Here is a 20966-nt window from a genome sequence, read left to right as displayed (position 1 = left end):
CGACCGATTCAATCCTGGCGGTCGATCCCAGCCCGGCGGCAATGGCGCCTCAATAGGCATCCGTCACATGGGAGGGCGCCACTGGGTCGCCTTCTTCGAACTCCTTGGCGTGCAAGCGGGCGTAGTAACCATTCTTCGCCAGCAGCTCGACATGGGTCCCGCGCTCGACAATCTGGCCGTCGTCCATCACCAGGATCAGGTCGGCTTTCTCGATGGTGCTCAGGCGGTGGGCGATCACCAGGGTCGTGCGGTTCTTCACCACATGGTCCAGGGCCGCCTGGATATGGCGCTCGGACTCGGTATCCAGGGCCGAGGTGGCCTCGTCGAGAATCAGCAGCGGCGCATCCTTGAGCAAGGCACGGGCAATCGCGATGCGCTGGCGCTGGCCACCGGACAGCAGCACGCCGTTCTCGCCGACCAGGGTTTCATAGCCCTGGGGCATCTTCACGATGAACTCATCGGCGTACGCTTCGCGAGCGGCGTGGTGCACCGCGTCAGCTGGCGCGCCGGCCAGGTCACCATAGGCAATGTTGTTGGTCACGGTGTCGTTGAACAAGGTGACCTGCTGGGTCACCAGGGCGATTTGCCGGCGCAGGTTGCGCAGGGTGAAATCCTGCACGCGTACGCCATCGAGCAGAATCTGCCCCTGCTCATGCTGATAGAAACGAGGGATCAAGCCAGCCAGGGTCGACTTGCCGCTGCCCGAACGCCCCACCAGCGCGACCATTTGCCCAGGCTCGACGATAAAGCTGATGTCGTTGAGCACCTTCTTGTCGCTTTCCGGGTATTGGAAGCTGAGGTTGCGCACTTCAATGCGCCCAGCCAGACGCTCATGCTCAATCACGCCCTGGTCGACTTCTACCGGCTCATCCAACTGCTCGAAAATACTCTCGGCACCGGCCACGCCCTTCTGGATGGTCGAGCTGACCTCGGAAAGCTGGCGAATCGGCTTGGGCAGCAGGCCGGCCATGGTGATATAGGCCACCAGGTCGCCCGGAGACGCATCGCCTCGCAAATACAGGACCAGGAACATGACCACGGCCATCGCACTGTAGGTCACCAGTTGCAACATTGGCGTGTACACCGCGCCGGTCTTGGTCATCGCCAGTTGCTTCTCGGTATTGCTCAGGCTTGCCTGCTCGAAGCGCACCTTTTCATACTGCTCGCCGCCAAAGCTGCGGACCACGCGGTAGCCGTGGATCGTCTCGGAGGCCACATGGGTCACATCGCCCATGGATACCTGGATCTTCTTGCTTTGCTTGCGGAATTTACGGCTGGTGCTGTTCACCATCATGCCGATCACCGGCAGGATCGCCAGCATCACCAAGGTCAGCTTCCAGTTCATCCAAACCAGGGTGCAGAACAGGAAAATCACGGTCATGCCTTCACGGATAACCACCTTGATAGCATCGGTGGCAGCACCGGTGACCATGGTGACGTTGAAGGTAATACGGGAAATCAGGTGGCCGGAGTTGTTCTTGTCGAAGAAGCGGTTTGGCAACTCCAACAGCTTGTTGAACAGCACCACGCGCAGGTCATGGACCAATCCCAGGGAAACCCGGGCCAGGAAGAAGTTACCGAGGAAAGAACCCACGCCCTGCCAGGCCGCAATCAGCACGATCATCAGCGGCACAGTTTCCAGCAACTGCAACTTGCCCAGATAGGGGTTGCCGGGGAACAGGCTGGCCTCGGGGTTCGCCAGGCCATCGACGAAATACTTGAGGATATAAGCGAGCATCGGCTGGGTCGATGCGAAGATCAGGAACCCGACGATACTCAGGATGAACAGACCCACATAAGGCCGTACGTAAGTCAGGAGGCGAAAGTAAATCGCCAGCGTCGACTGGGTTTTCGGTTCAGGACTGCTCATGGGAATCCGCGCAAATCAGTAAGGCGCGGATCATATCACAGGCCTCTTCGCCCCAAAAAACATGAGCAGGGGCCAGCCTTGCACCAAGTCGGTTAAGATAACCGGCTATTGATGGGAGTCAGGCATGCAAGTAATCGATCACAACACCTATGAGGCATTGCGCGCCGGTGCGCAGGTGCTGGAAGCCGATGGTTCTGGCGACAAGGTGCTCCGGTTGACCGATGGTTGCATGCTCAAACTGTTCCGGCGCAAGCGCCTGCTCAGTTCGGCGCTGTTCTACCCCTATGCACAACGCTTCGCCAACAACACCCGCGCGCTGCAGCAACGGGACATCCCCTGCCCGCGCATCATTGCGGTGTATCGCATCCCCAGCATTGCGCGGGACGCGGTGTACTACAGCCCACTGGCCGGGGAAACCATCCGCCAGTTGAAACTCGCCAAGGCCGACGCCGAGGCCCTGCGTGGGCGCCTGGGCTGCTTCATTGCGCAACTGCATGAGAAGGGCGTGTACTTTCGCTCGCTGCACTTTGGCAACGTCGTCCTGACACCGGAAAACACCCTGGGTTTGATCGACATTGCCGACCTGAGCTGCCAGGCCAGCCCACTGAGCCAGAGCAAGCGGCGGCGCAACTTCAGCCATCTGCGACGCTATGCGCAGGATCGGCAATGGCTGCTGGGTGATGATGCCGGGCAAGCCTTTTTCGACGGCTATCGCCAGGGCTTGCCGGCAGGCAGTCAACAGGCGCCACTGATTGAGCGCCTGCGACAACTACTGGACTGATCTCACTGGGTGATGATCAGTACTGTGGCGCCTCGGCGATTGGCGAAGCGCTCGACGATACGCAGGTTGCGCTCGGCGAGCCAACTGGTGAGCCAGGGCTCGTTGCCACGGGCTTCGATCAGGAAGTAGCGGAATTTCCCTGCATGCGCCGGTGACATCGCGGCTTCCCGGGTCAATTGCTTGAGCAGGTAACCACGCCCTGCGTAATAACCAATACGCCCATCATCGAAATACGCAGGAACATCCGGTTCGACATTCGCCGCCATCCAACGCCCCGCCTCGACGTACTGGACCTTGCCCGGCCCAGTGGACACCACATTGGACAACATCACCAACAGGCCGACCGCCACCAGGGCCTTGCCCAGGCGCGGGAACTGTTGCGCAAACATCTGCAGCGCAAGCGCCAGCGCCGGTACAAACAGCAGGTTCAAGAAGCTCATGTAGCGTGTGTTCATGAACTGCTGCTGGATAAAGAACAGCAGCAACACCAACAGATACAACACCGCCGCCCAAGCAAAAGGCCGGTACTCATACCAGTAGAGCTTGATTGCCTGCCAATTGCGCCCCCGTAGAAACGGCACGGCAAAGGGTCCGCAAATACTCACAAAACTGATGACCATGGCCGCCAGGATGCCAAAAAAGATGATGCGCCCCGTTTCATCCTGGGAGTACTTGTTGATCAGCGAGTTGGCGAACTGCTCGCGCAGCAAATCAAACGACGCCAAGACACTGCTCGGATTGATCAAATCCAGATAGTAGGCAACGCGGGCCGATGAAAAACCGCCCGTGGACGAGACCAGCACCACCCCCGCCACCACACCCAGCAGCGGCAGCGCGACAAATTGCAGGAGTGCCAGGCGCCGTTCGCGGACCCACAGGCCAGGCAACTGCCACAAGCCCAACGCCGGCAACAGCAACAACGCCTCCAACCGGAACGCTGCTGCCGCGACAATCGCCAGATGGATGATTGCCGCCCGCAGCCATCCACCACGGGCCTGCCAGCGCATGGCCAGCCACAGCGTCAGGATGCAGAAAAACCAGAAGCCGAACTCACGCAGGATCTCGCCACGAAACTGGTTGAACGCCGGCATCGCCAGCACCACCAGGCAGGCCCAGGGTGCAACCTGCACTGAGCGCTGGCGAACGCAGTCAACCAGAAGCGCACAGGTTCCAGCGGCAAACAGCGAACACCACAAGTAAGCACTCAGTTCTATGGGCAGGCCTGAAACCGAATGGGTACCCGCCAGGAGCAGGGAGAACCAGGGCCAGTTGAATACGGCAAAGGCGGATTTCGGGCCGTGGACTTGGACGTCCTGGGCAATGGTCAGGTAGAAAGCAGCATCACGCCCGACAGTCGCGGCGCCCAATACGGCGATCAGGGATAGCAGCAGACTCCCGAAAAAAGCCACTCGAACGGGATGTTCGACGACAACACTCAAAACCCGGGCCCACAACTTACTGCCTATACCAACCACACCCCGCTCCTTAAAACCTGGCGTCACATCGTGTGCACAAGATTTGAAAACATATGTTCCAGAAAACCACTGCACCGCCAAAACCCAACGCCTAGTCAATGCAATCAACCCAGGCGTTGTACAGGTAACTCTCGGCGTAGCGTAACAGGCTATAAAACGCTTACTTGAACATCAGCTGAAGTGCCTTGCGTGTGTACGACCAGCGCGTCAGAGCACGCCAGTCTGTACGTACCGCCTGGCAGTAAAACTGCTTGGCAAGCGCGTATTCCCCAGCACTGAAGCAATTGCGAAACAAAGACAGGCAGCGCTGCGCGAGAAACGCACTGCGCAAGCCTTGCAGCTCTGCCGGCATGCGCACTGGCGAAAACACCTCGTCCACCAGGCTCACGCCTGCCGCGACACTGTGATTGATGTCATGGCGCAAGCTGTCCGCATGCTTGTAGATCAGCACCAGAGGCTGGTCTATGACACTGCATGAAAAACGCGCCAAGGCCTGAGCAAATACAGGAATATCTTCAGCATTACGCAAACTCTCCGGATAGTTGCCCACGCTAAAAATATCTTTATGCATCGCGCAAGCACCATTGGAAAGCGCTATCGTCTTGTCCAGCAAGTAACCACGCACCCGCAGATAGGCGCTGGCTGGAAGCTGCTTGACCATATGCAAGCGGCGCTTGCCATCCCCGAACACAGACCAGTGGCCGCCGACGATCAAACGACTCTCCGGATGTGCGGCAATATGCTGAGCTACCGAAAGCAGTGCGCCTGGCGCCATTTCATCATCGGCATCCAAGAACATCAGGTACTCGCCCGCAGACTCTTCAAGCCCCAGGTTGCGGGCCGAGGCCGCACCTCCATTGGGTTTGCGCAATGCCCGAAAACGCCCCGGGTACTTTTCCATCATCGCTGCCAGCACCTGCGGCGTCTCATCGGTCGAGCCATCATCAATCACCAGTAACTGTGCATTCGCCTCATCGAGCTGTGCCAGCACCGATTCAACCGCGCGTCCCAACGTGTGTGCGTAGTTATAGGTGGGAATGACGACGCCAATCCGCCTCTCAGTCAATGACTTGCCCTTCCACACCATCTTTGACCACCAGGATGTCCTCCATGATCAGGTACTGCAGGTCGGAGCCGAAGAACATGTTCAACGCGTCGGTTGGCGAGCAAATCATCGCTTCGCCACGGCGGTTGAGCGAGGTGTTCAGGGACACACCGTTGCCGGTCAGCACTTCCAGCTCTTTCATCATGTCGTAGTAGCGCGGGTTGTACTCGCGCTTGAGCACCTGGGCGCGGGAGGTACCATCTTCATGGACCACTTCCGGCACGCGGGTTTTCCATTCTTCCGACACTTCAAAGGTAAAGGTCATGAACGGGGCCGGGTGATCGACCTTGATCATCTGCGGGGCCACGGTGTCGAGCATCGACGGGCAGAAAGGCCTCCAGCGCTCGCGGAACTTGATCTGGTGGTTGATCCGGTCAGCCACACCCACGGCGCTCGGGCAACCGATGATCGAACGTCCGCCCAAGGCACGCGGACCGAACTCCATGCGCCCCTGGAACCAGGCCACCGGGTTGCCGTCGACCATGATCTGGGCGATGCGCTTGGGCATGTCCTCGATCTGGCGCCACTTAGGCTTGCTCGGGTGCTTGGCGCACGCGGCAATCACTTCTTCGTTACTGTAGGACGGGCCGAGATAGACGTGTTCCATCTTCTCTACCGGTACGCCACGGGCATGGGACACATAGGCCGCCGCACCTACCGCGGTGCCGGCATCGCCGGACGCTGGCTGCACGAACAGCTCCTTGACGTCGTCGCGGGCAATGATCTTCTGGTTCAATTTAACGTTCAGCGCACAGCCGCCGGCGAAGGCCAGCTTGCCGGTTTCCTTGAGGATATCGCCCAGATAATGGTCGATCATCTGCAAGGCCAGCTTCTCGAACAGGGCCTGCATGCTGGCTGCGTAGTGAATGTACGGCTCGTCGGCGATGTCGCCTTCGCGCTTGGGACCCAGCCACTCGATCAGTTTTGGCGAAAAGTAGAAACCCTTGCCCTTCTCTTTATAACGACGCAGGCCAATGACGTTGGCGTAGTCGGTGTTGATCACCAGCTCGCCGTTTTCAAAGGAGGCCAGGCGCGAAAAGTCATACTTGCTGGCATCGCCATACGGCGCCATGCCCATGACCTTGAACTCGCCATCAAGCATCTCGAAACCGAGGAACTCAGTAATCGCGCCGTACAGGCCGCCGAGGGAGTCCGGATCGTAGAATTCCTTGATCTTGTGGATCTTGCCGTTCTCGCCATAGCCAAAGAAGGTCGTGGCGTACTCGCCCTTACCGTCGATCCCCAGGATCGCGGTCTTCTCCTGGAAGCCCGAGCAGTGATAGGCGCTGGAAGCGTGGGCCAAGTGGTGCTCAACCGGTTCGATCTTGATCTTCTTCGGATCAAAACCCAGCTGTTCCAGGCACCAGACAATCTTGTTGCGGTAGCGTTTGTAGCGACGGTTGCCCATCAGGATCGCGTCGAGGGCGCGGTCCGGGGCGTACCAGTAGCGCTTGGCGTAGTGCCAGCGGGCCTCGCCGAACAAGCTGATCGGGGCAAACGGGATCGCCACCACATCAACGTCAGAAGGCTTGATGCCGGCTTGTTCCAGACAGAACTTCGCCGATTCGTAGGGCATGCGGTTCTTTGCATGTTTATCGCGTACGAAGCGCTCTTCTTCGGCGGCCGCGATCAGCTTGCCGTCGATATACAACGCTGCGGAAGGATCATGGCTAAGGGCGCCGGACAGGCCAAGAATCGTCAATGCCACTGGGGTCTAGCCTCTTTTAGTCTGCATGCAGGCGCTGACGCCTGAAAAATGTGTGCTCCTCGCCTCGGCGAGAAAAGCTAAAGGGCGGGATTATAGCTTAAAAGCGGCAAAACGCCTCTAGCGGCAAATGGCAGGGAGAAACAAGCGGCATCAGCGGAAGATCTCGATACTGCCATCACGGTGCTGACGATAGACCGTATACGGCAACATCAATGTATCGAGAACACCGGAGGCCATGAAATCGACAGCGACAGAAGGAATATCGTTGATGGCTTGGTCATTCATGCTCCTGCTGCCATTGGGCTCGCCGTTGAGCGAACAAAAACCAGAGATCACACCACTGTAGATACGTGGCACATTTTCACAGTTGCTGCGCAGCGCCTTGAGGTTCTGGCTGGCAACTGCGTCCGGACGAAAGACCGTATTGACCGTGCTGCAACCGCCCGCAACCAGCAGGCAAGCGAGCAACAGGACTTTGGATGTACGACTCATGAACGCCTCGCCTGCCAGTAAATGCCAATGTTGCCATAAGTACTTTGCCGGTAAATAGTGTAAGGCAGCAAAATCGTGTCGACGGCACCTGACGCCACAATGTCCACCAACACCGCCGGCACCAGTACACCGGTAAAATCCGGCTGAGCATTGAGCAGGCAGAAATCGAAGGCTACACCGCTGTAGACCCGAGGAATGGATTGGCAATAGGTTTTTTGCTTGCGTAGCTCACGGGTTGCCGCAAGATCATCACGCAAGACCGTGTTGACTGTTCCGCAACCGCTCAACATCAGAGACATCACACTCAAGGCAGTTGTCACTTTCATGTTCATCACGCGTCTTCTCCTGGCTGTGCGCCACGCTAACATTGCCCCTGGCAGCACCCCAGATCAGACACGCCGATAGGCAACGTAAGAAAACTCTGAAATGGCAAAACCTGGCTGAGTCGTTAAACTCGCGCCCTTTTTCGCACGCAGCCCCCTCTGCGTGCCACGAACACAGGCTTGCCCATGATCAATCACGCCCGTTTCACCCTGCTGCTGCCAGGCCTGTTTGCCTTGTGCAACACCGCTCTGGGCGACGACTCGCCGCTGATCCTCGATCCCAGCGTGGTAACCGGCTCGCGCAGCGCCAGCCCCAGCTTTGACCTGCCCTACTCGGTGGACAGCATCAGCCGTGAGCAGATCAGCGACGGCCAGTTGGGCATCAACGCCTCGGAGGCCCTGTCCCGTGTGCCAGGACTGGTGGTGCAGAACCGCCAGAACTACGCCCAGGACTTGCAGATTTCTTCCCGGGGTTTTGGCGCGCGCTCGGCGTTTGGCGTGCGCGGGATCAAGCTGATTGCCGATGGCATCCCCGCCAGCACCCCGGACGGCCAGGGCCAGGCGGCAACGTTCAACCTGGACACCGCCGACCGCATCGAAGTACTGCGCGGCCCAGCCGCCACCCTGTATGGCAGCAACGCCGGCGGGGTGATCCAGATGTTCTCGCGCAACGGCGAAGGCCCGCCCCGTATCGGCGCCGAAACCCTGGTCGGCAGCGACGGCCTGAACAAAAACCACCTCAGCGCCGAAGGCGCGGTGCAGGGCGCCGGTTTTGTCCTCGACGCCTCGCGCATGGACACCGACGGCTACCGCGACCACAGCAGCGCCCGCCGCGACCAGACCTTCGCCAAGCTCAACGTCGAGCCCGATGACGACAGCAAGCTGGCCCTGATCTACAGCAGCCTGGAACAGAACGGCACCCAGGATCCACTGGGGCAAACATGGGCCGGCTACAAGGCTGATCCGCGCTCGGTCAGCAGCAACGCCCTGGCGTACAACACGCGCAAGAGCATTGATCACCAGCAGTTGGGGATGAATTACGAACGGTATATTGGCGATGCGACTTTGCAGGTCAATGCGTATACCGGGCGGCGGAGTGTGATTCAGTACCTGTCGATACCTGACAAGTTCGCCAATGGAAACCCCAATCCCGCCAATGCTCGCGGAGGAGTGGTAGCTTTTGATCGCAAATTCTACGGAGGTTCGGTCCATTGGCTGCAACCTATCGAAAGCGCCCCCGGAGAACTGACTCTTATCACGGGCGTGGACTACGACCGTAGCGAGGATGACCGCCAGGGTTACTCCAACACTGTCAATGGTGAACACGGCGTAAAAGGCGCCTTGGGCCGTGACGAAATCGATACCGCCACGAGCGTAGACCCATTCATCCAGGCAAACTGGCTCTTGGGCGACTGGACCTTGCAAGCAGGACTACGCCACAGCACGATGAAAATGGACGTAGACGATCACTTTGTCAGTAGCAATGACGGCAACGACAGTGGCAGCAAGACCTACCAAAAAAACACACCTTCAATTAGCGCAATGTACGCCTTCACTCCGGACCTGCACGCTTACGTAAGTGCAGGGAAAGGCTTCGAAACACCAACCCAGGCAGAGTCGGCATACTCCAGCACGGCAAACGGCTTCAATTTCTCGCTCAAACCTTCAGTCAGCACACAGTATGAGGTCGGCCTGAAAGCACGGATTGGGCAAGACACCCGGGTAAATGCAGCACTGTTCCAGATAACCACAGACGATGAACTGGTAGTACAGCAATCCAGTGGCGGGCGCAGCACTTACCAAAACGCAGGCCGCACCCTACGCCGCGGCTTCGAACTGGGTATGGAAAGCCAACTAAGCGAACAGTGGAGCGCCAACCTCGCCTACACCCGCCTGCAAGCCACCTATGACAGTGACTTCACTAACAACGGCAAAACCGTGGACAAGGGCAACTACCTGCCCGGAGTCCCGCAGACCACACTGTTCGCCGAGCTGAACTGGAAGCCACGGGACTGGATCAGCACCGCCGTCGAAGGTATGTACCGCAGCAAGATCTATGTGGAAGACACCAACCAGAAGCATGCTGCTCCGGGTTACAGCGTGTTCAACTGGCGTGCGCGGTTTGAGCAGAAGGTCGAACACTGGACCTTTCACCAGACCTTACGCCTGGACAACCTGCTGGATCGCCAATACGTCGGCTCTGTGATTGTCGGCGACGGCAACGACCGTTATTACGAAGCCGCCCCGGGCAGGTCCTGGTATGCGGGTGCAGGAGCCCAATACAGCTTTTAAACGATACAAACCAATGGGCAACTTACGTTACCCATTGGCTCTCACATTAAAAAGACACTTCCTACAGTCAAACTTCCAAACTTCTACTTCCTAAAAAACAACCAACCAACAAGCGCAATAAATAACTATAGATAAAAAGACCCACTCAACCTTTCAGGCATTTATTTATGAACCTTTAATTGCCACCCCCCATCCTGCCCATAAACCAACTCATGATCTATAGGCTCTCGATAGGGAGAGCCAAAGTTCACATAACCACCACCATTTTTGCCATCAGAAGCGGTTGGCTGCCATTCCTGGGTATCGGCGTTGAAAAATTCGGCGTCATCGCCAGCGGTTGTATCTGTAGGATTGCGCAGACCCGACTGCACCTTGTCTATTGGGCTTGGTGGATTCACCGGGTCTATTGGTTTATTTTTACCAGCTAGATCACTGTAAAAAGAAAATGGATTAAAGCCTGTAATCGAAGTCATCTGCATACTCCTGGGATTAACATTTCGATCACTCAATGAAATCTATCTATATAAGATATTCCCATCAAGCGTCGAGACAACCTATTAACCCCAATGAGCAATGTCCAGAGCACGACTTAATCAAAATATTAAGTCGCGCCCCTACCCATAGAAAACATTACGACTTCCCAACCCTGAAGAAATCACTACGACTTATGACGACCTAACGCAGATCACCTAACCAACTCGCTCAACTTGGGCAGCCGCTGATCAATCACTTGGTAAAGCGCGCTACTCTCAGGCCAATTGCGCAGAAATCGTGCCCGATCCTTGGCGTAGGCCGCAGCAAAGCTAGTCAGGCCCCCATGCTGGCACATCGAATCCAGATCAATCAGCACCCAACGCCCCCCCTGCCAGAACAGGTTGCGCCCCTTGAAGTCGCCATGACTGATCCGCTCGCGAATCAGTTCGCCAAACAAGCGCTCCAGGGCCACCAGCTCAAGCTCGGGTACCTCGCCGTTTTCTACATAAGGGGCCAGATGCTCAATCAGGTCTGGCCCGGCCAAGTGCTCGGTGACCAGATATGCCCGGCTGCGCAGCCAGAAAAAGCGCCGCTCCAGGATTGCCAGGGGCTTGGGCGTGGCGATGCCCAGGAAGGTCAGGCGATTGCCTTCGCACCAGGCGTGCCAGGCGCGGCTTGGCCGCCAGAAGCGCTTGAGCCAGTGCACAAACCCCTTGATGTTGTAGCGCTTGACCACCAACGGCCGCCCGGCGACATCCACCCTGGCCACCGTGGCCGAGGCGCCACCCTTGTACAGCTGGCCCTGGTCGATAAGCTCATCGACGCTTGCCAGTACCGGCAGCAGGGTCGCCTCTTCTTCCCGGCGGATCGCCCGCAGCCCAAAGGCCCCGCGCACGACGCTGAACAAGGTGCACTCGCGGCCGACCTTGCCCAGGAAGTCTTTCAAGCGCCAGGCCCGCACTTTGTGCACCTGCTTTTGCAGGGCTTCGAGGGGCAACGCGTGTTCGCCATTGCTTAACAGGTAGTACACCAACAACTCTTCGGTAAACGGCTCGAGGTTGCTCGGTAACTGGGCAAAAAATACCCCGAGGTTTTCCAGTACCCGGTTGCGTGACAGGGGTTTGCCCGCCTGTTCGACGCAGACTCCACCCCCATCGATCAAATACAGCTTGTCGCCCTGACGCATCAGGTTGTCCAGGTGCAGATCTTCCTGCCACAGGCCCTTGGTGTGCATCTGTGCAATTGCACCCAGCGCTTGCGCCAGAACCTCTTGTTGCTCATCGGCCAATGGCGGCAAGGCTTCGACTGCCGTCCAGTCATCGGCCAGGCTCCGGGCCCCTTCCAGGAACTCGAACAGTAACCAGCCGCCCTCGCCGTCTTGCAGGCCATCGGCGAGCAACAGCGGGGTGCTCAGGCCTTGTTCGGCCAGCAGGCGCGCGCCCTGGAGTTCACGCTGGAAATGCCGGGCGGCGCTGCCACCCACCAGCAACTTGGCCAGCACCGGCCGGCCGCGCCAGATCGCCGCGCCCACATAACGCTGGCCCGGCAACACCCGCAACAGGCTCAACAGCTGCAATTGCCCCGGGCCAGCGGCATCCGCCAACTCAATACTCAAGGGCAGCGCAGGCGTGCGCCCGGCATTTTTGAGTTCAGACAAGCGCATCAGCGGGCCTCCTTATGACTGCGCCGCCCAGCCAGGTAACTTGCCCAGGTATCCACCAGCGAGCTGTCCACCGGCTGGTCGAGGTAAGCCGCCAAAAATTGCCGAACTTGCTCTGCTGTCCAGGCCCCGGCACGACGCAGCAACGGCTCAAGGTCTTTGACCCGATCACGCCGACCCAGCAACAGCGGCCGGGTTTTCTCCAGGTCGATCAACTGCGCCGCATAACCGTCGCCGGTGGCCTGCAGGAAGATATGCTTGGGGTAAAAACAGCCATGCACCTGGCCAACGCCATGGAGCTTGCGCGCCAGTTGACCGCAGGCCACGAGGATCGCATGGTGCTGGGCATCGCTCAGGGCAGGCCACTGCTCCAGCAGCGAATCCAGGTCATTCCAGCCATCCAGCGCGCGGGTCAGCAGCAAGGCGCGATATTCGCCCGCAACTTTGCGCTCACCATAAAACGCGGCCTGCAAAGCCGGGATCGCCTTCTGCCGATAGCGGCTGATATTGCGAAACTCACGGGCAAAGGTCGGCTCGCCAAACGGCCGATGCAGAGTGCGCGTCAGGTAGTTGCTCTGGCGCTTGAGGTAAAAACCGCGACCCTCCAGCTCCAGGCGAAACACGCTGCTCCACCCACCGCGACTGGTATTGGGCTCGTCCACCGCGTCCAGTTGCCTGGCCCACAGGGCGTCAAAGTCAGCCAGGCCATTGCGCTCCAGCAAGGCCCGGTCTTCAGTTGCCAGGAAGTCATTCATTCGCGCCCCTCGAAAAACTTCAGCACATGGCGGATCCGCTGTTTATCCGAAACCCCCAGATGCTTGCGCCGACGATATTGCATGTAGAAACGTAGGCGCTGGGTGGCCGACAAGTGGTATTTGGCAACCTTGTCCAGGCACGCCAAGTCCTTGGTGATCCGGTACTTGAGCCAGAACCCGCGCCAGAAGTCGCCGTTGGGGCAGTCGATCAGGTACAGGGTCTGCTGGTCGTCGATCAACAGGTTGCGCCACTTCAAATCGTTATGGGTAAAGCGGTGGTCGTGCATGGTCCGGGTGTATTCGGCGAGCTGGCGACTGACCTTGTCGACCCACACAGGGTCGGACAATTGCGGGTCCTTGCGTTCAGCCAGGGCCGCCAGGTCTTCGGTGCGCGGCAACTCGCGGGTGATCATCGCCCCACGATCATAGGCCAGGCCCTTGCGCTCCAGGCCCCAGGCTACGACTTCGGCTGTAGGGATGCCCCACTTGGCGAAGCGCTTGAGGTTCTGCCACTCGGACTTGACCCGTGGCTTGCCCAGGTACCGGCGCAAGCCTTTGCCGGCGCCGGTGTAGCGCTTGACGTAATAGTTGACCCCGCCGCGCTCCACGCGAATCACTTCGGACAGCGGATCACGGGTCAGCCGCTCGCCTTGCAGGGCAAACACTGCGTCGAGGCTACCAAAATCGTCCACAAGCTCCGAGTAAGCAGGTTCCAGGTTCCAACCCGCCATCAGAGTGCACCTCCGTACCGGACTTTGCGGTCATAGAGCTTGCCGGCCTTGCGCTCCAGCCACTGCAGCAACGCGCCTTCCTCGGCCAGGATCTGGCGCAGGGGCTGCTGGAAGTAGCCTTTGAGGAAGCGCAACTTGTCGCGGCGGGTCAGGCCGATATCCAGGATCGAGAAATACAGGGCTGCCAGGTCCTTGTTGCGCCAGCGCTGGCTGATGCGTGGCCGCACCTGGGCGCGGTGCAGGTCGATCACCGAGAGTTTGAAGTCATCGGCGGTCACCGGCTTGTCGGTGTGCAGCAGGAAATGACAGATGTAGCAGTCACGATGATTGACGCCAGCGCGATGCATCATCCCAGTCATACGGGCCACTTCGGCAATCAGCGCGCGCTTGAGGCGTGGCTCGGGCGGCTGCTTGAGCCAATCCATGCTCAAGTCTTCCAGGCTGATGGTCGGCGCCAGTTCCTCGGTGACAATAAAGGAATGCTGGTCGGCCGGGTTGGCCCCGCGTTCGCCGTAAGCCACGGCGGTCATGGTCGGTACGCCCACTTCGTGCAGACGCTGGATTGCCTGCCACTCCTGCCCGGCACCCAGCACCGGCAATTTGGCGGTGAGCAAATTCTTGAAGATCTCACCCCAGCCGATGCCACGGTGGATTTTCACAAAGTAGCCGCGCCCATCCACCTCGGTGCGCAAGGTGCGACGGGCTTCCAGTTCACGGTAAACCTCGCCGTTCAACAGCTCGACTTCGGTGAACGCATCGCGTCCGGCCCAAAGGCTCTTGAACGGTTCGGCAAGAATCAACTTCATCAGTGTTGCTCCGCCAGAATTACATCCGCAGCGTGCTGCGGCATGCTATAGAGGTCGGCCGTCTCGGCGAAGGCCAGACCATTGCGGCTCCAGGCCGCACGTTGCTGCTGATCGCTGAGCATCCCAGCCAGATAGTGGTTGAGCTGGGCCTGCTCGAAAGGTTCGTCCAGTACACGGCCGCAATCGGCCTCGCTGATGTAATGGGCATACCCACACACCGCCGTGACCAATACCGGCAACCCGGCCACCAGGGCTTCGAGCAGTACGGTCCCGGTGTTTTCGTTGTACGCCGGGTGAATCAACAGGTCGGCGCCCAGCAGGAAACGCGGGATATCACTGCGCCCCTTGAGGAACTGCACATTATCGCCCAGCCCCAAGGTAGCACTCTGCAATTGGAATACTTTGGGGTCGTCCTGGCCAATTACAAACAGACGGGTGCGCTTTTTCCGGTCTGACGGCAGTGCCGCCAGCGCCTTGAGGCTGCGGTCCACGCCCTTGGTCTTGAAGCCCGAACCGATCTGCACCAGCAGCAAGTCGTCGTCCGCAAGGTTGAATTCGGCGCGGAAGCCGGCGCGGATCTCGGCCGCATTCGGCGGCGCCCGACGGTCCTGGGCGATACCCGGTGGCAGCAGGTGGAAGCGCGCCAGCGGCGTATCGTAATGCTTGATAAACAGCGGTTGCTGGACCTCGGAGATCATCAGGACTTCAGTCTTGGCGTCCTTGGCAAACACCGCGCGCTCGTACTCGGAAAAATGCCGGTAGCGACCAAAACTGCGGTACAGCGAGTGACGCAGGTTCTGCGCCTTGTCTTCAAAACAGCCGTCTGCCGCGTAGTACACATCCAGGCCAGGCATTTTGTTGAAGCCGATCAAGCGGTCCACCGGGCGCTTGGCCAGGTCGGCCTGCATCCAGGCGGTCAATTTTTCGTTGCGCCGATGATTGAAGAACGCCTTGACCGGCGCCACCAGCACTTCAAAACCGGGGGGCACGTCACCTTCCCAGATCAGGGTGTAGACGCGAATCTGGTGGCCGCGCTGCTGGCACTCCAGGGCGATGCGCATGAAGTCGCGCTGCAAGCCACCAAAGGGGAAATATTTGTACAGAACAAATGCCAGTTGCATCAGTGCAGCTCCTCAGCCAATAACAACGTGCTCAGTCGGCTGGCCACACGCTCAGGGTTCAGGCGAGTAAAGCACAGCGGCCACTCGCGCTTGAGATCAAACCGGCGCTGGTCTTCAGCGGTCGGTTGGTAGGTGCATTTCTTTTGCAGGCACGGCGCGCAGGAGAAATCGCTGCCCAAATGGATCTGCGCCTTGCCATACGCACCGGTCAGGCCCGGGTTGGTCGGGCCGAACAGAGAGATCGTCGGCACATCCAGCGCGGCGGCCAGGTGCCCGAGGCCGGTATCCACGGCCACACAGGCCCTGGCGCCGGCCAGTACCCGCGCCACGCCCGCCAGGTTCAGCTTGGGCAGGACTTCGGCATTGGCCAGGCCTTGGGCCAGGCGTTCGGCGCGGGCTTTTTCGGCAGCATTGCCCCACGGCAACTTCACATCCACCCCCAGACTGCCCATGCGTTCGGCCAGGTCGCGCCAGTAGGCTTCGGGCCAGTGCTTGGTGTCCCAGGTGGTGCCGTGCAGCATTAGCACGAACGGTTTCTTCGGCGGCAGGCCCAGCAGTTTTTCGGTACTCAGGCCGTAATCCCCCAGGCCCTTGGGCAGGTCATAGCCCAGGGCCACGGCGAACAGCTGGCGCAGGCGCTCAACCGCATGCTGGCCACGGGCAACCGCCAGCCGACGGGAGTAGAAACGCGCAGCGATGGGTTCGCGAGCTGAATTTTTGTCAAAGCCCGCCACCGGCGCCCGCACATAGCGGGTCAGCCAGGCGCTTTTCAGCAGGCCCTGGGCGTCGATCACCAGGTCGTATTGGGTCGATTGGATCTGCTTCTTGAAGCGGCGCCATTCGCCACTCTTGAAGGTCTGCCAGAGGTTCTTGCGCCAGCGGCGAATCGCCACGGGGATCACCTTGTCCACCGCCGGATGCCAAGTGGGGATTTCGGCGAAGCCCTCTTCCACCACCCAGTCGAAGCGAATCCCCGGAATCGCCCGGGCCGCGTCGGTCAATGCCGGCAAGGCGTGGATCACATCGCCCAGGGATGAGGTCTTGATTACCAGTACCCGCAACTCAATGAACCTCGACCACGTTGCCCTGCAACCGCTGCAAGGCCTCGGCTACCGAATCGGGCAGCAACTGGCGCAGGCAATTGTAGTGGCCGAAACGGCAGGTGCGGTCAAAACACGGGCTGCAATCCAGACCCAGGCGCACCACTTCGACCTTGTCGGCCAATGGCGGGGTAAAGCCTGGCGATGTGGAGCCGTACACCGCCACCAGCGGGCGGTTCAGCGCGGCGGCAACATGCATCAGGCCGGAGTCGTTGGATACCACCGAATCGGCGCAGGACAGCAGGTCGATGGCCTCGGCCAGCGACGTATCGCCACTGAGATTGACCGCCTCTTCGCGCAGGCCGGGGATCAGGCGTTGGCGGATGTCTTCACCCACCGAGTGATCGTTTTTCGAGCCAAACAGCCAGACTTGCCAGCCCTCGCGGATTTTCAGTTCGGCGACCTTGGCGTAATGCTCCGACGGCCAGCGCTTGGATTCGCCAAATTCGGCGCCCGGGCACAGCGCCAGCACCGGTCGATCGAGGGTCAGGCCGAACTTGGCCAGGGCCCCGTCGCGGGTGACCGGATCGATTTGCAGGCTTGGCCGTGGATACGGCGTCGGCAACTCGGCATCGGGCGCGTAGGCCAGGGCCATGAAACGCTCGATCATCAGCGGGTAGCGGGCCTTGTCGAGCTTACGCACATCATTGAGCAAGCCGTAGCGGAACTCGCCGCGCCAGCCGCTACGCTTGGGGATGCCGGCAAAGAATGGCACCAGCGCCGACTTCATCGAGTTGGGTAGCAGGATCGCCTGGTCGTACTGGCCGGCCAGGGACTTGCCGATCCGCCGCCGGGTCGCCAGTTCCAGCGCGCCATGGCCGAGCGGGAAGCTCAAGGCCTGCCGGACTTCAGGCATGCGCTCCAGGATCGGCCGGCTCCACTCAGGGGCGAGCACGTCGATTTGGCAGTCGGGATGACGCTGTTTCAGGCACTGGAACAGTGTCTGCGCCATCACCATGTCACCGACCCAACTGGGCCCAACGATCAGAATATTCATGTAGTTTCCACAAACGATTCGGGGAGGCTCATGCCTCCCCGCCTCGATAATTACTGTAGGTCACGGTTTGTGTAGGAGCGGGCTTGCCCGCGATAGCATCACCGCGTGCTGTCACGCCAGACCGCAGCGCCTGCATCGCGGGCAAGCCCGCTCCCACCTAAAGCCGGTTTCCACATTCAATTGGGGTCGCTGTAGTGTTTTAGCTTAACCCCAGTTCTTGCCAGATCCGTTTCACCTGCCGCCGTTCGTCGGCAAACTGATCCCCGGCAACCACCCCCGCCTCATTCTGCAAGGCTTGGCGATGGGCCGCCGAGCGGTAGGCCTTATACACCTCGCGCAGCAAGTGGGCATCGGCGGCGGGCATCAGCCCGACCTGCTCCAGGCCTTCCAGGATACGGATATTGTCGGTGTAGCGTAGCAACGACGGATGTTGCGCAGACCACGCCAAAGCGGCGTATTGCACCATAAATTCAATATCGACGATACCTCCGGCGTCCTGCTTGAGATCGAACACCGCCGTGGGCTCGAAGGCATTCGTCGCCGTGCCGGCCCCGGTCGACTTGGTGCCCAGGTTGTCGCGCATCTTGGCGCGCATCTCGCTGACCTCCTGGCGCAGCTTCGCCAGGTCCTGCGTGCGCCCCAACACCCGCGCCCGCACGCCTTCAAACGCGCGGCCCACGTCCTGGCTGCCGACCAATACCCGCGCCCGCACCAGGGCCTGGTGCTCCCAGGTCCAGGCCTCGTTTTCCTGATAACGGGCAAAGGCCCCCAGGGAGCTGACCAGCAGCCCGGATGCGCCAGAAGGTCGCAGGCGCATATCCACTTCGTACAATTGCCCGGAGTTGGTCTGGGTGGTCAACAGGTGAATAATCCGCTGGCCGAGGCGGGTAAAGAACTGCGCGCCATCGATGGGCTTGGCGCCGTCGGTTTCGGCCTGCGGGTCACCGTCATGGATAAACACCAGGTCGAGGTCCGAGCCGTGCCCCAGCTCGATGCCGCCGACCTTGCCATAGCCGACAATAATGAATCCGGGATCGCACAAGGTGCCGTCCAGCCGCTGCGGCGTGCCGTGGCGGGCAACGGTCTGGCGCCAGGCCAGGGCCAGCACCTGCTCAAGAATCGCCTCGGCAAGCCAGGTCAGGTAGTCGCTGACCTTCATCAGCGGCAGGCTGCCGGCGATTTCCGACGCGGCGACCCGCAGGCGGTGGGCCAGCTTGAAGTGGCGCAGGGCTTCCATCTGCTGCTCAAGGTCATCCTCGGGGATGCGTGTGAGGCGCTCACGCAATTCGGCGGCCAACTCCGGCGCCAAGGGCGGCTTGAACAACCGGCCTTCGTTGAGCAACTCGTCCAGCAACAGCGGGAAGCGGGTGATCTGCTCGGCAATCCACGGGCTGGCGGCGCACAGGGTCAACAGCCGACGCAGGGCGTCAGGGTTTTCGGTCAACAGCACCAGATAAGCGGAACGCCGCGCCACCGCTTCCACCAGCGGCAGTACGCGCTCCAGCACCAGGTCCGGGTTGGCGTGTTCGACCGCCTGGGCCAACAAGCGCGGGATAAACGCGTCCAGACGCTCACGCCCCAGGCGTTGCATCGCCCGCAACTGGGGGCTGCCGCGCAGGCTGGCCAGGGCCTTGAGGGCCTTGGGCGCGTCGGCAAAGCCACCTTCGGCCAATTGGCGACAGGCCGCCTCTTCATTTTGGGATTCTTCCCACAGCGGCAACCACTCGCCGCCGACCACCAATTCGCTTTCTACGCCCTCCTCTTCGTCCGGATCGGCAATCACCTGACGGAAATGCCAGTCCACCCGGCCACGCCAGTACATCAATTGCTCATGGAACGCGGACCAGTCGGCAAAGCCCATCATGAACGCGATGCGCGCCTGGTCTTCATCGCTGTTGGGCAACATTTGTGTCTGGCGGTCGGCGATGGCCTGGATCGCATGTTCGGTGTAACGCAGGAATTCATAGCCGCTGCGCAACTCGGTAATCACCGCCGGCGGCAGGTAGCCCTGGCCTTCCAGGGTGCCCAGCACCTTCAACAATGGCCGTTGTTGCAGGCTGAGGTCGCGCCCGCCGTGAATCAGCTGGAATGCCTGGGCAATGAACTCCACCTCGCGGATGCCGCCCGCACCCAGCTTGATATTGTCGGCCATGCCCTTGCGCCGCACTTCCTGCTGGATCAACTGCTTCATGGTGCGCAGCGCTTCGATCGCGGAAAAATCCAGGTAGCGCCGGTAGACGAACGGGCGCAGCAGGTCGAGCAATTGCGCACCCGCCACCTGGTCACCGGCCACCACCCGCGCCTTGATCATCGCGTAGCGTTCCCAGTCGCGCCCCTGGTCCTGGTAGTACTGCTCCAATGCATTGAAACTCAGCACCAGCGCCCCGGCGGAACCATAAGGCCGCAGGCGCATATCGACGCGGAACACAAAGCCATCGACGGTCATCGGGTCCAGGGCCTTGATCAGCTTTTGGCCCAGGCGGATAAAGAATTCCTGGTTGTCCAGGGCGCGCTTGGCCCCCACGGTCTCGCCGCCCTCGGGGTAGGCGAAGATCAGGTCGATGTCCGACGAGAGGTTCAACTCCACCGCGCCCAGCTTGCCCATGCCGAGGATGACCATCTGCTGCGGCTCGCCGCTGCGCCCGCCGGTGGGGGTGCCGAATTGCGCGCAATGGCGCTGGTACAGCCACTGGTAAGCCTGATCGATGCTGGCGTCGGCCATGTCCGACAGGTCGCGGCAGGTCTGCACCAGGTCCGCCTGTCGGGTCAGGTCGCGCCAGATAATCCGCACCTGCTGGCGAGTGCGCTGGCGACGCAGCACGCGGCCCAGCTCATCTTCTGTTTCAGCCTGCTGCACCGCTGCGGCAATCTGCCCACACAGCTCATCGGGTGCAAAGCCACGATCCAGTTCGCCCCAGGCCACCAGTTCCAGCAACATCAAAGGGTCACGAACACTCTGTTCAATCACAAAATCACTGGCGGCGCAGACACGGGCGAAGTCGGCCCAACGTTGCGGCGTCCACGCGGACAGGCCATGATCGGCATCCAGCATGGCCGCTGCGTCACGAAATGACTGCTCGGCCCGGCTGGCAAACGGCAACAGAACGGCAGGGAGTTCAACCAGCATTGGAAGGCTCATGGTCTATCCTTGATCGGCGTGTAAATGGCTTGTGGCTGTGAACGCAAGAACCACGCTCGATGAAGGACTGTCGAACAAAAGTTAGAAATAGCTGAAAACTCATTAATTTTGGCAGGCAACATTAAACTTCTACCTTT

At 60.0% G+C, this 20966-nt stretch carries 17 protein-coding genes; 2 read left to right on the top strand and 15 right to left on the bottom strand.

Annotated elements, in window-relative coordinates; genetic code table 11:
* Window positions 1–49: 49 nt before the first annotated feature.
* Window positions 50–1870 carry a lipid A export permease/ATP-binding protein MsbA gene (gene msbA / locus JTY93_RS02220; protein ID WP_169992172.1) on the bottom strand — a complete coding sequence of 607 codons (1821 nt, stop codon included), beginning with the start codon at window positions 1868–1870 and terminating at the stop codon, window positions 50–52.
* Between the two features lie 124 nt (window positions 1871–1994).
* Here msbA and JTY93_RS02215 point away from each other — a divergent pair, with 124 nt between their 5' ends.
* A complete protein-coding gene (locus tag JTY93_RS02215; protein WP_205476199.1) occupies window positions 1995–2651 on the top strand; it encodes a phosphotransferase in 657 nt (218 codons plus the stop codon).
* A 2-nt stretch (window positions 2652–2653) separates the two neighbouring features.
* Here JTY93_RS02215 and JTY93_RS02210 read toward each other — a convergent pair whose 3' ends face one another.
* The 5 genes from JTY93_RS02210 to JTY93_RS02190 form a co-directional block, all read right to left on the bottom strand.
* Window positions 2654–4060: a hypothetical protein gene (locus JTY93_RS02210; protein ID WP_240357265.1), complete on the bottom strand. Its 1407-nt coding sequence runs from the start codon at window positions 4058–4060 to the stop codon at window positions 2654–2656.
* A 226-nt stretch (window positions 4061–4286) separates the two neighbouring features.
* On the bottom strand, window positions 4287–5213 hold the full coding sequence (locus JTY93_RS02205) for a glycosyltransferase family 2 protein (protein WP_205476201.1): 927 nt from the start codon (window positions 5211–5213) through the stop codon (window positions 4287–4289).
* On the bottom strand, window positions 5185–6939 hold the full coding sequence (locus JTY93_RS02200) for a carbamoyltransferase family protein (RefSeq protein ID WP_205476202.1): 1755 nt from the start codon (window positions 6937–6939) through the stop codon (window positions 5185–5187). Before JTY93_RS02200 ends, JTY93_RS02205 begins: the two co-directional genes overlap by 29 nt.
* 150 nt (window positions 6940–7089) lie before the next feature.
* A complete protein-coding gene (locus JTY93_RS02195; RefSeq protein ID WP_205518969.1) occupies window positions 7090–7431 on the bottom strand; it encodes a YceK/YidQ family lipoprotein in 342 nt (113 codons plus the stop codon).
* Entirely contained in the window at window positions 7428–7763 is a 336-nt protein-coding gene (locus tag JTY93_RS02190) for a YceK/YidQ family lipoprotein (protein ID WP_205476203.1), read from the bottom strand. Before JTY93_RS02190 ends, JTY93_RS02195 begins: the two co-directional genes overlap by 4 nt.
* A 177-nt stretch (window positions 7764–7940) precedes the next feature.
* Here JTY93_RS02190 and JTY93_RS02185 point away from each other — a divergent pair, with 177 nt between their 5' ends.
* Window positions 7941–10046 carry a TonB-dependent receptor family protein gene (locus JTY93_RS02185; protein WP_205476204.1) on the top strand — a complete coding sequence of 702 codons (2106 nt, stop codon included), beginning with the start codon at window positions 7941–7943 and terminating at the stop codon, window positions 10044–10046.
* 161 nt (window positions 10047–10207) lie between these two features.
* Here the strand turns inward: JTY93_RS02185 and JTY93_RS02180 are convergent, their stop codons facing one another.
* The 9 genes from JTY93_RS02180 to glnE form a co-directional block, all read right to left on the bottom strand.
* Window positions 10208–10519, bottom strand: a complete 312-nt coding sequence (locus JTY93_RS02180; protein ID WP_205476205.1) for a hypothetical protein — start codon at window positions 10517–10519, stop codon at window positions 10208–10210.
* A 212-nt stretch (window positions 10520–10731) separates the two neighbouring features.
* Window positions 10732–12183 carry a lipopolysaccharide kinase InaA family protein gene (locus JTY93_RS02175; protein WP_205476206.1) on the bottom strand — a complete coding sequence of 484 codons (1452 nt, stop codon included), beginning with the start codon at window positions 12181–12183 and terminating at the stop codon, window positions 10732–10734.
* Window positions 12183–12935: a lipopolysaccharide kinase InaA family protein gene (locus JTY93_RS02170; protein WP_169992152.1), complete on the bottom strand. Its 753-nt coding sequence runs from the start codon at window positions 12933–12935 to the stop codon at window positions 12183–12185. The genes JTY93_RS02175 and JTY93_RS02170 overlap by 1 nt, the downstream gene beginning before the upstream one ends.
* Window positions 12932–13666 (bottom strand): lipopolysaccharide kinase InaA family protein, encoded by a 735-nt coding sequence (locus tag JTY93_RS02165; protein ID WP_205476207.1) that lies wholly within the window; start codon window positions 13664–13666, stop codon window positions 12932–12934. The genes JTY93_RS02170 and JTY93_RS02165 overlap by 4 nt, the downstream gene beginning before the upstream one ends.
* On the bottom strand, window positions 13666–14472 hold the full coding sequence (gene rfaP / locus JTY93_RS02160) for a lipopolysaccharide core heptose(I) kinase RfaP (protein WP_169992148.1): 807 nt from the start codon (window positions 14470–14472) through the stop codon (window positions 13666–13668). The genes JTY93_RS02165 and rfaP overlap by 1 nt, the downstream gene beginning before the upstream one ends.
* Window positions 14472–15593: a glycosyltransferase family 4 protein gene (locus JTY93_RS02155; protein WP_205476208.1), complete on the bottom strand. Its 1122-nt coding sequence runs from the start codon at window positions 15591–15593 to the stop codon at window positions 14472–14474. The genes rfaP and JTY93_RS02155 overlap by 1 nt, the downstream gene beginning before the upstream one ends.
* Window positions 15593–16654 carry a lipopolysaccharide heptosyltransferase I gene (gene waaC / locus JTY93_RS02150; RefSeq protein WP_205476209.1) on the bottom strand — a complete coding sequence of 354 codons (1062 nt, stop codon included), beginning with the start codon at window positions 16652–16654 and terminating at the stop codon, window positions 15593–15595. The genes JTY93_RS02155 and waaC overlap by 1 nt, the downstream gene beginning before the upstream one ends.
* A gap of 1 nt (window position 16655) precedes the next feature.
* A complete protein-coding gene (gene waaF / locus JTY93_RS02145) occupies window positions 16656–17690 on the bottom strand; it encodes a lipopolysaccharide heptosyltransferase II (protein ID WP_205476210.1) in 1035 nt (344 codons plus the stop codon).
* 199 nt (window positions 17691–17889) lie between these two features.
* Entirely contained in the window at window positions 17890–20829 is a 2940-nt protein-coding gene (gene glnE, locus JTY93_RS02140) for a bifunctional [glutamate--ammonia ligase]-adenylyl-L-tyrosine phosphorylase/[glutamate--ammonia-ligase] adenylyltransferase (RefSeq protein ID WP_205476211.1), read from the bottom strand.
* Between the last annotated feature and the right edge of the window lie 137 nt (window positions 20830–20966).

Origin of the sequence: Pseudomonas hygromyciniae, from assembly GCF_016925675.1 — a bacterium.
Classification (GTDB): Bacteria; Pseudomonadota; Gammaproteobacteria; order Pseudomonadales; family Pseudomonadaceae; genus Aquipseudomonas; species Aquipseudomonas hygromyciniae.
Note: the sequence above shows the minus strand (reverse complement) of the source record. Positions and strands in the feature narration are given on the sequence as shown.

Bases quoted from the DNA above. Each gene is read 5' to 3' on its own strand.
- glnE (WP_205476211.1), bottom strand. From the start codon at position 20,829: ATGAGCCTTCCAATGCTGGTTGAACTCCCTGCCGTTCTGTTGCCGTTT.
- msbA (WP_169992172.1), bottom strand. From the start codon at position 1,870: ATGAGCAGTCCTGAACCGAAAACCCAGTCGACGCTGGCGATTTACTTT.
- JTY93_RS02195 (WP_205518969.1), bottom strand. From the start codon at position 7,431: ATGAGTCGTACATCCAAAGTCCTGTTGCTCGCTTGCCTGCTGGTTGCG.
- JTY93_RS02205 (WP_205476201.1), bottom strand. From the start codon at position 5,213: ATGGTGTGGAAGGGCAAGTCATTGACTGAGAGGCGGATTGGCGTCGTC.
- JTY93_RS02170 (WP_169992152.1), bottom strand. From the start codon at position 12,935: ATGAATGACTTCCTGGCAACTGAAGACCGGGCCTTGCTGGAGCGCAAT.
- JTY93_RS02190 (WP_205476203.1), bottom strand. From the start codon at position 7,763: ATGAACATGAAAGTGACAACTGCCTTGAGTGTGATGTCTCTGATGTTG.
- rfaP (WP_169992148.1), bottom strand. From the start codon at position 14,472: ATGAAGTTGATTCTTGCCGAACCGTTCAAGAGCCTTTGGGCCGGACGC.
- JTY93_RS02165 (WP_205476207.1), bottom strand. From the start codon at position 13,666: ATGGCGGGTTGGAACCTGGAACCTGCTTACTCGGAGCTTGTGGACGAT.
- JTY93_RS02155 (WP_205476208.1), bottom strand. From the start codon at position 15,593: ATGCAACTGGCATTTGTTCTGTACAAATATTTCCCCTTTGGTGGCTTG.
- JTY93_RS02175 (WP_205476206.1), bottom strand. From the start codon at position 12,183: ATGCGCTTGTCTGAACTCAAAAATGCCGGGCGCACGCCTGCGCTGCCC.
- JTY93_RS02185 (WP_205476204.1), top strand. From the start codon at position 7,941: ATGATCAATCACGCCCGTTTCACCCTGCTGCTGCCAGGCCTGTTTGCC.
- waaF (WP_205476210.1), bottom strand. From the start codon at position 17,690: ATGAATATTCTGATCGTTGGGCCCAGTTGGGTCGGTGACATGGTGATG.
- JTY93_RS02215 (WP_205476199.1), top strand. From the start codon at position 1,995: ATGCAAGTAATCGATCACAACACCTATGAGGCATTGCGCGCCGGTGCG.
- JTY93_RS02180 (WP_205476205.1), bottom strand. From the start codon at position 10,519: ATGACTTCGATTACAGGCTTTAATCCATTTTCTTTTTACAGTGATCTA.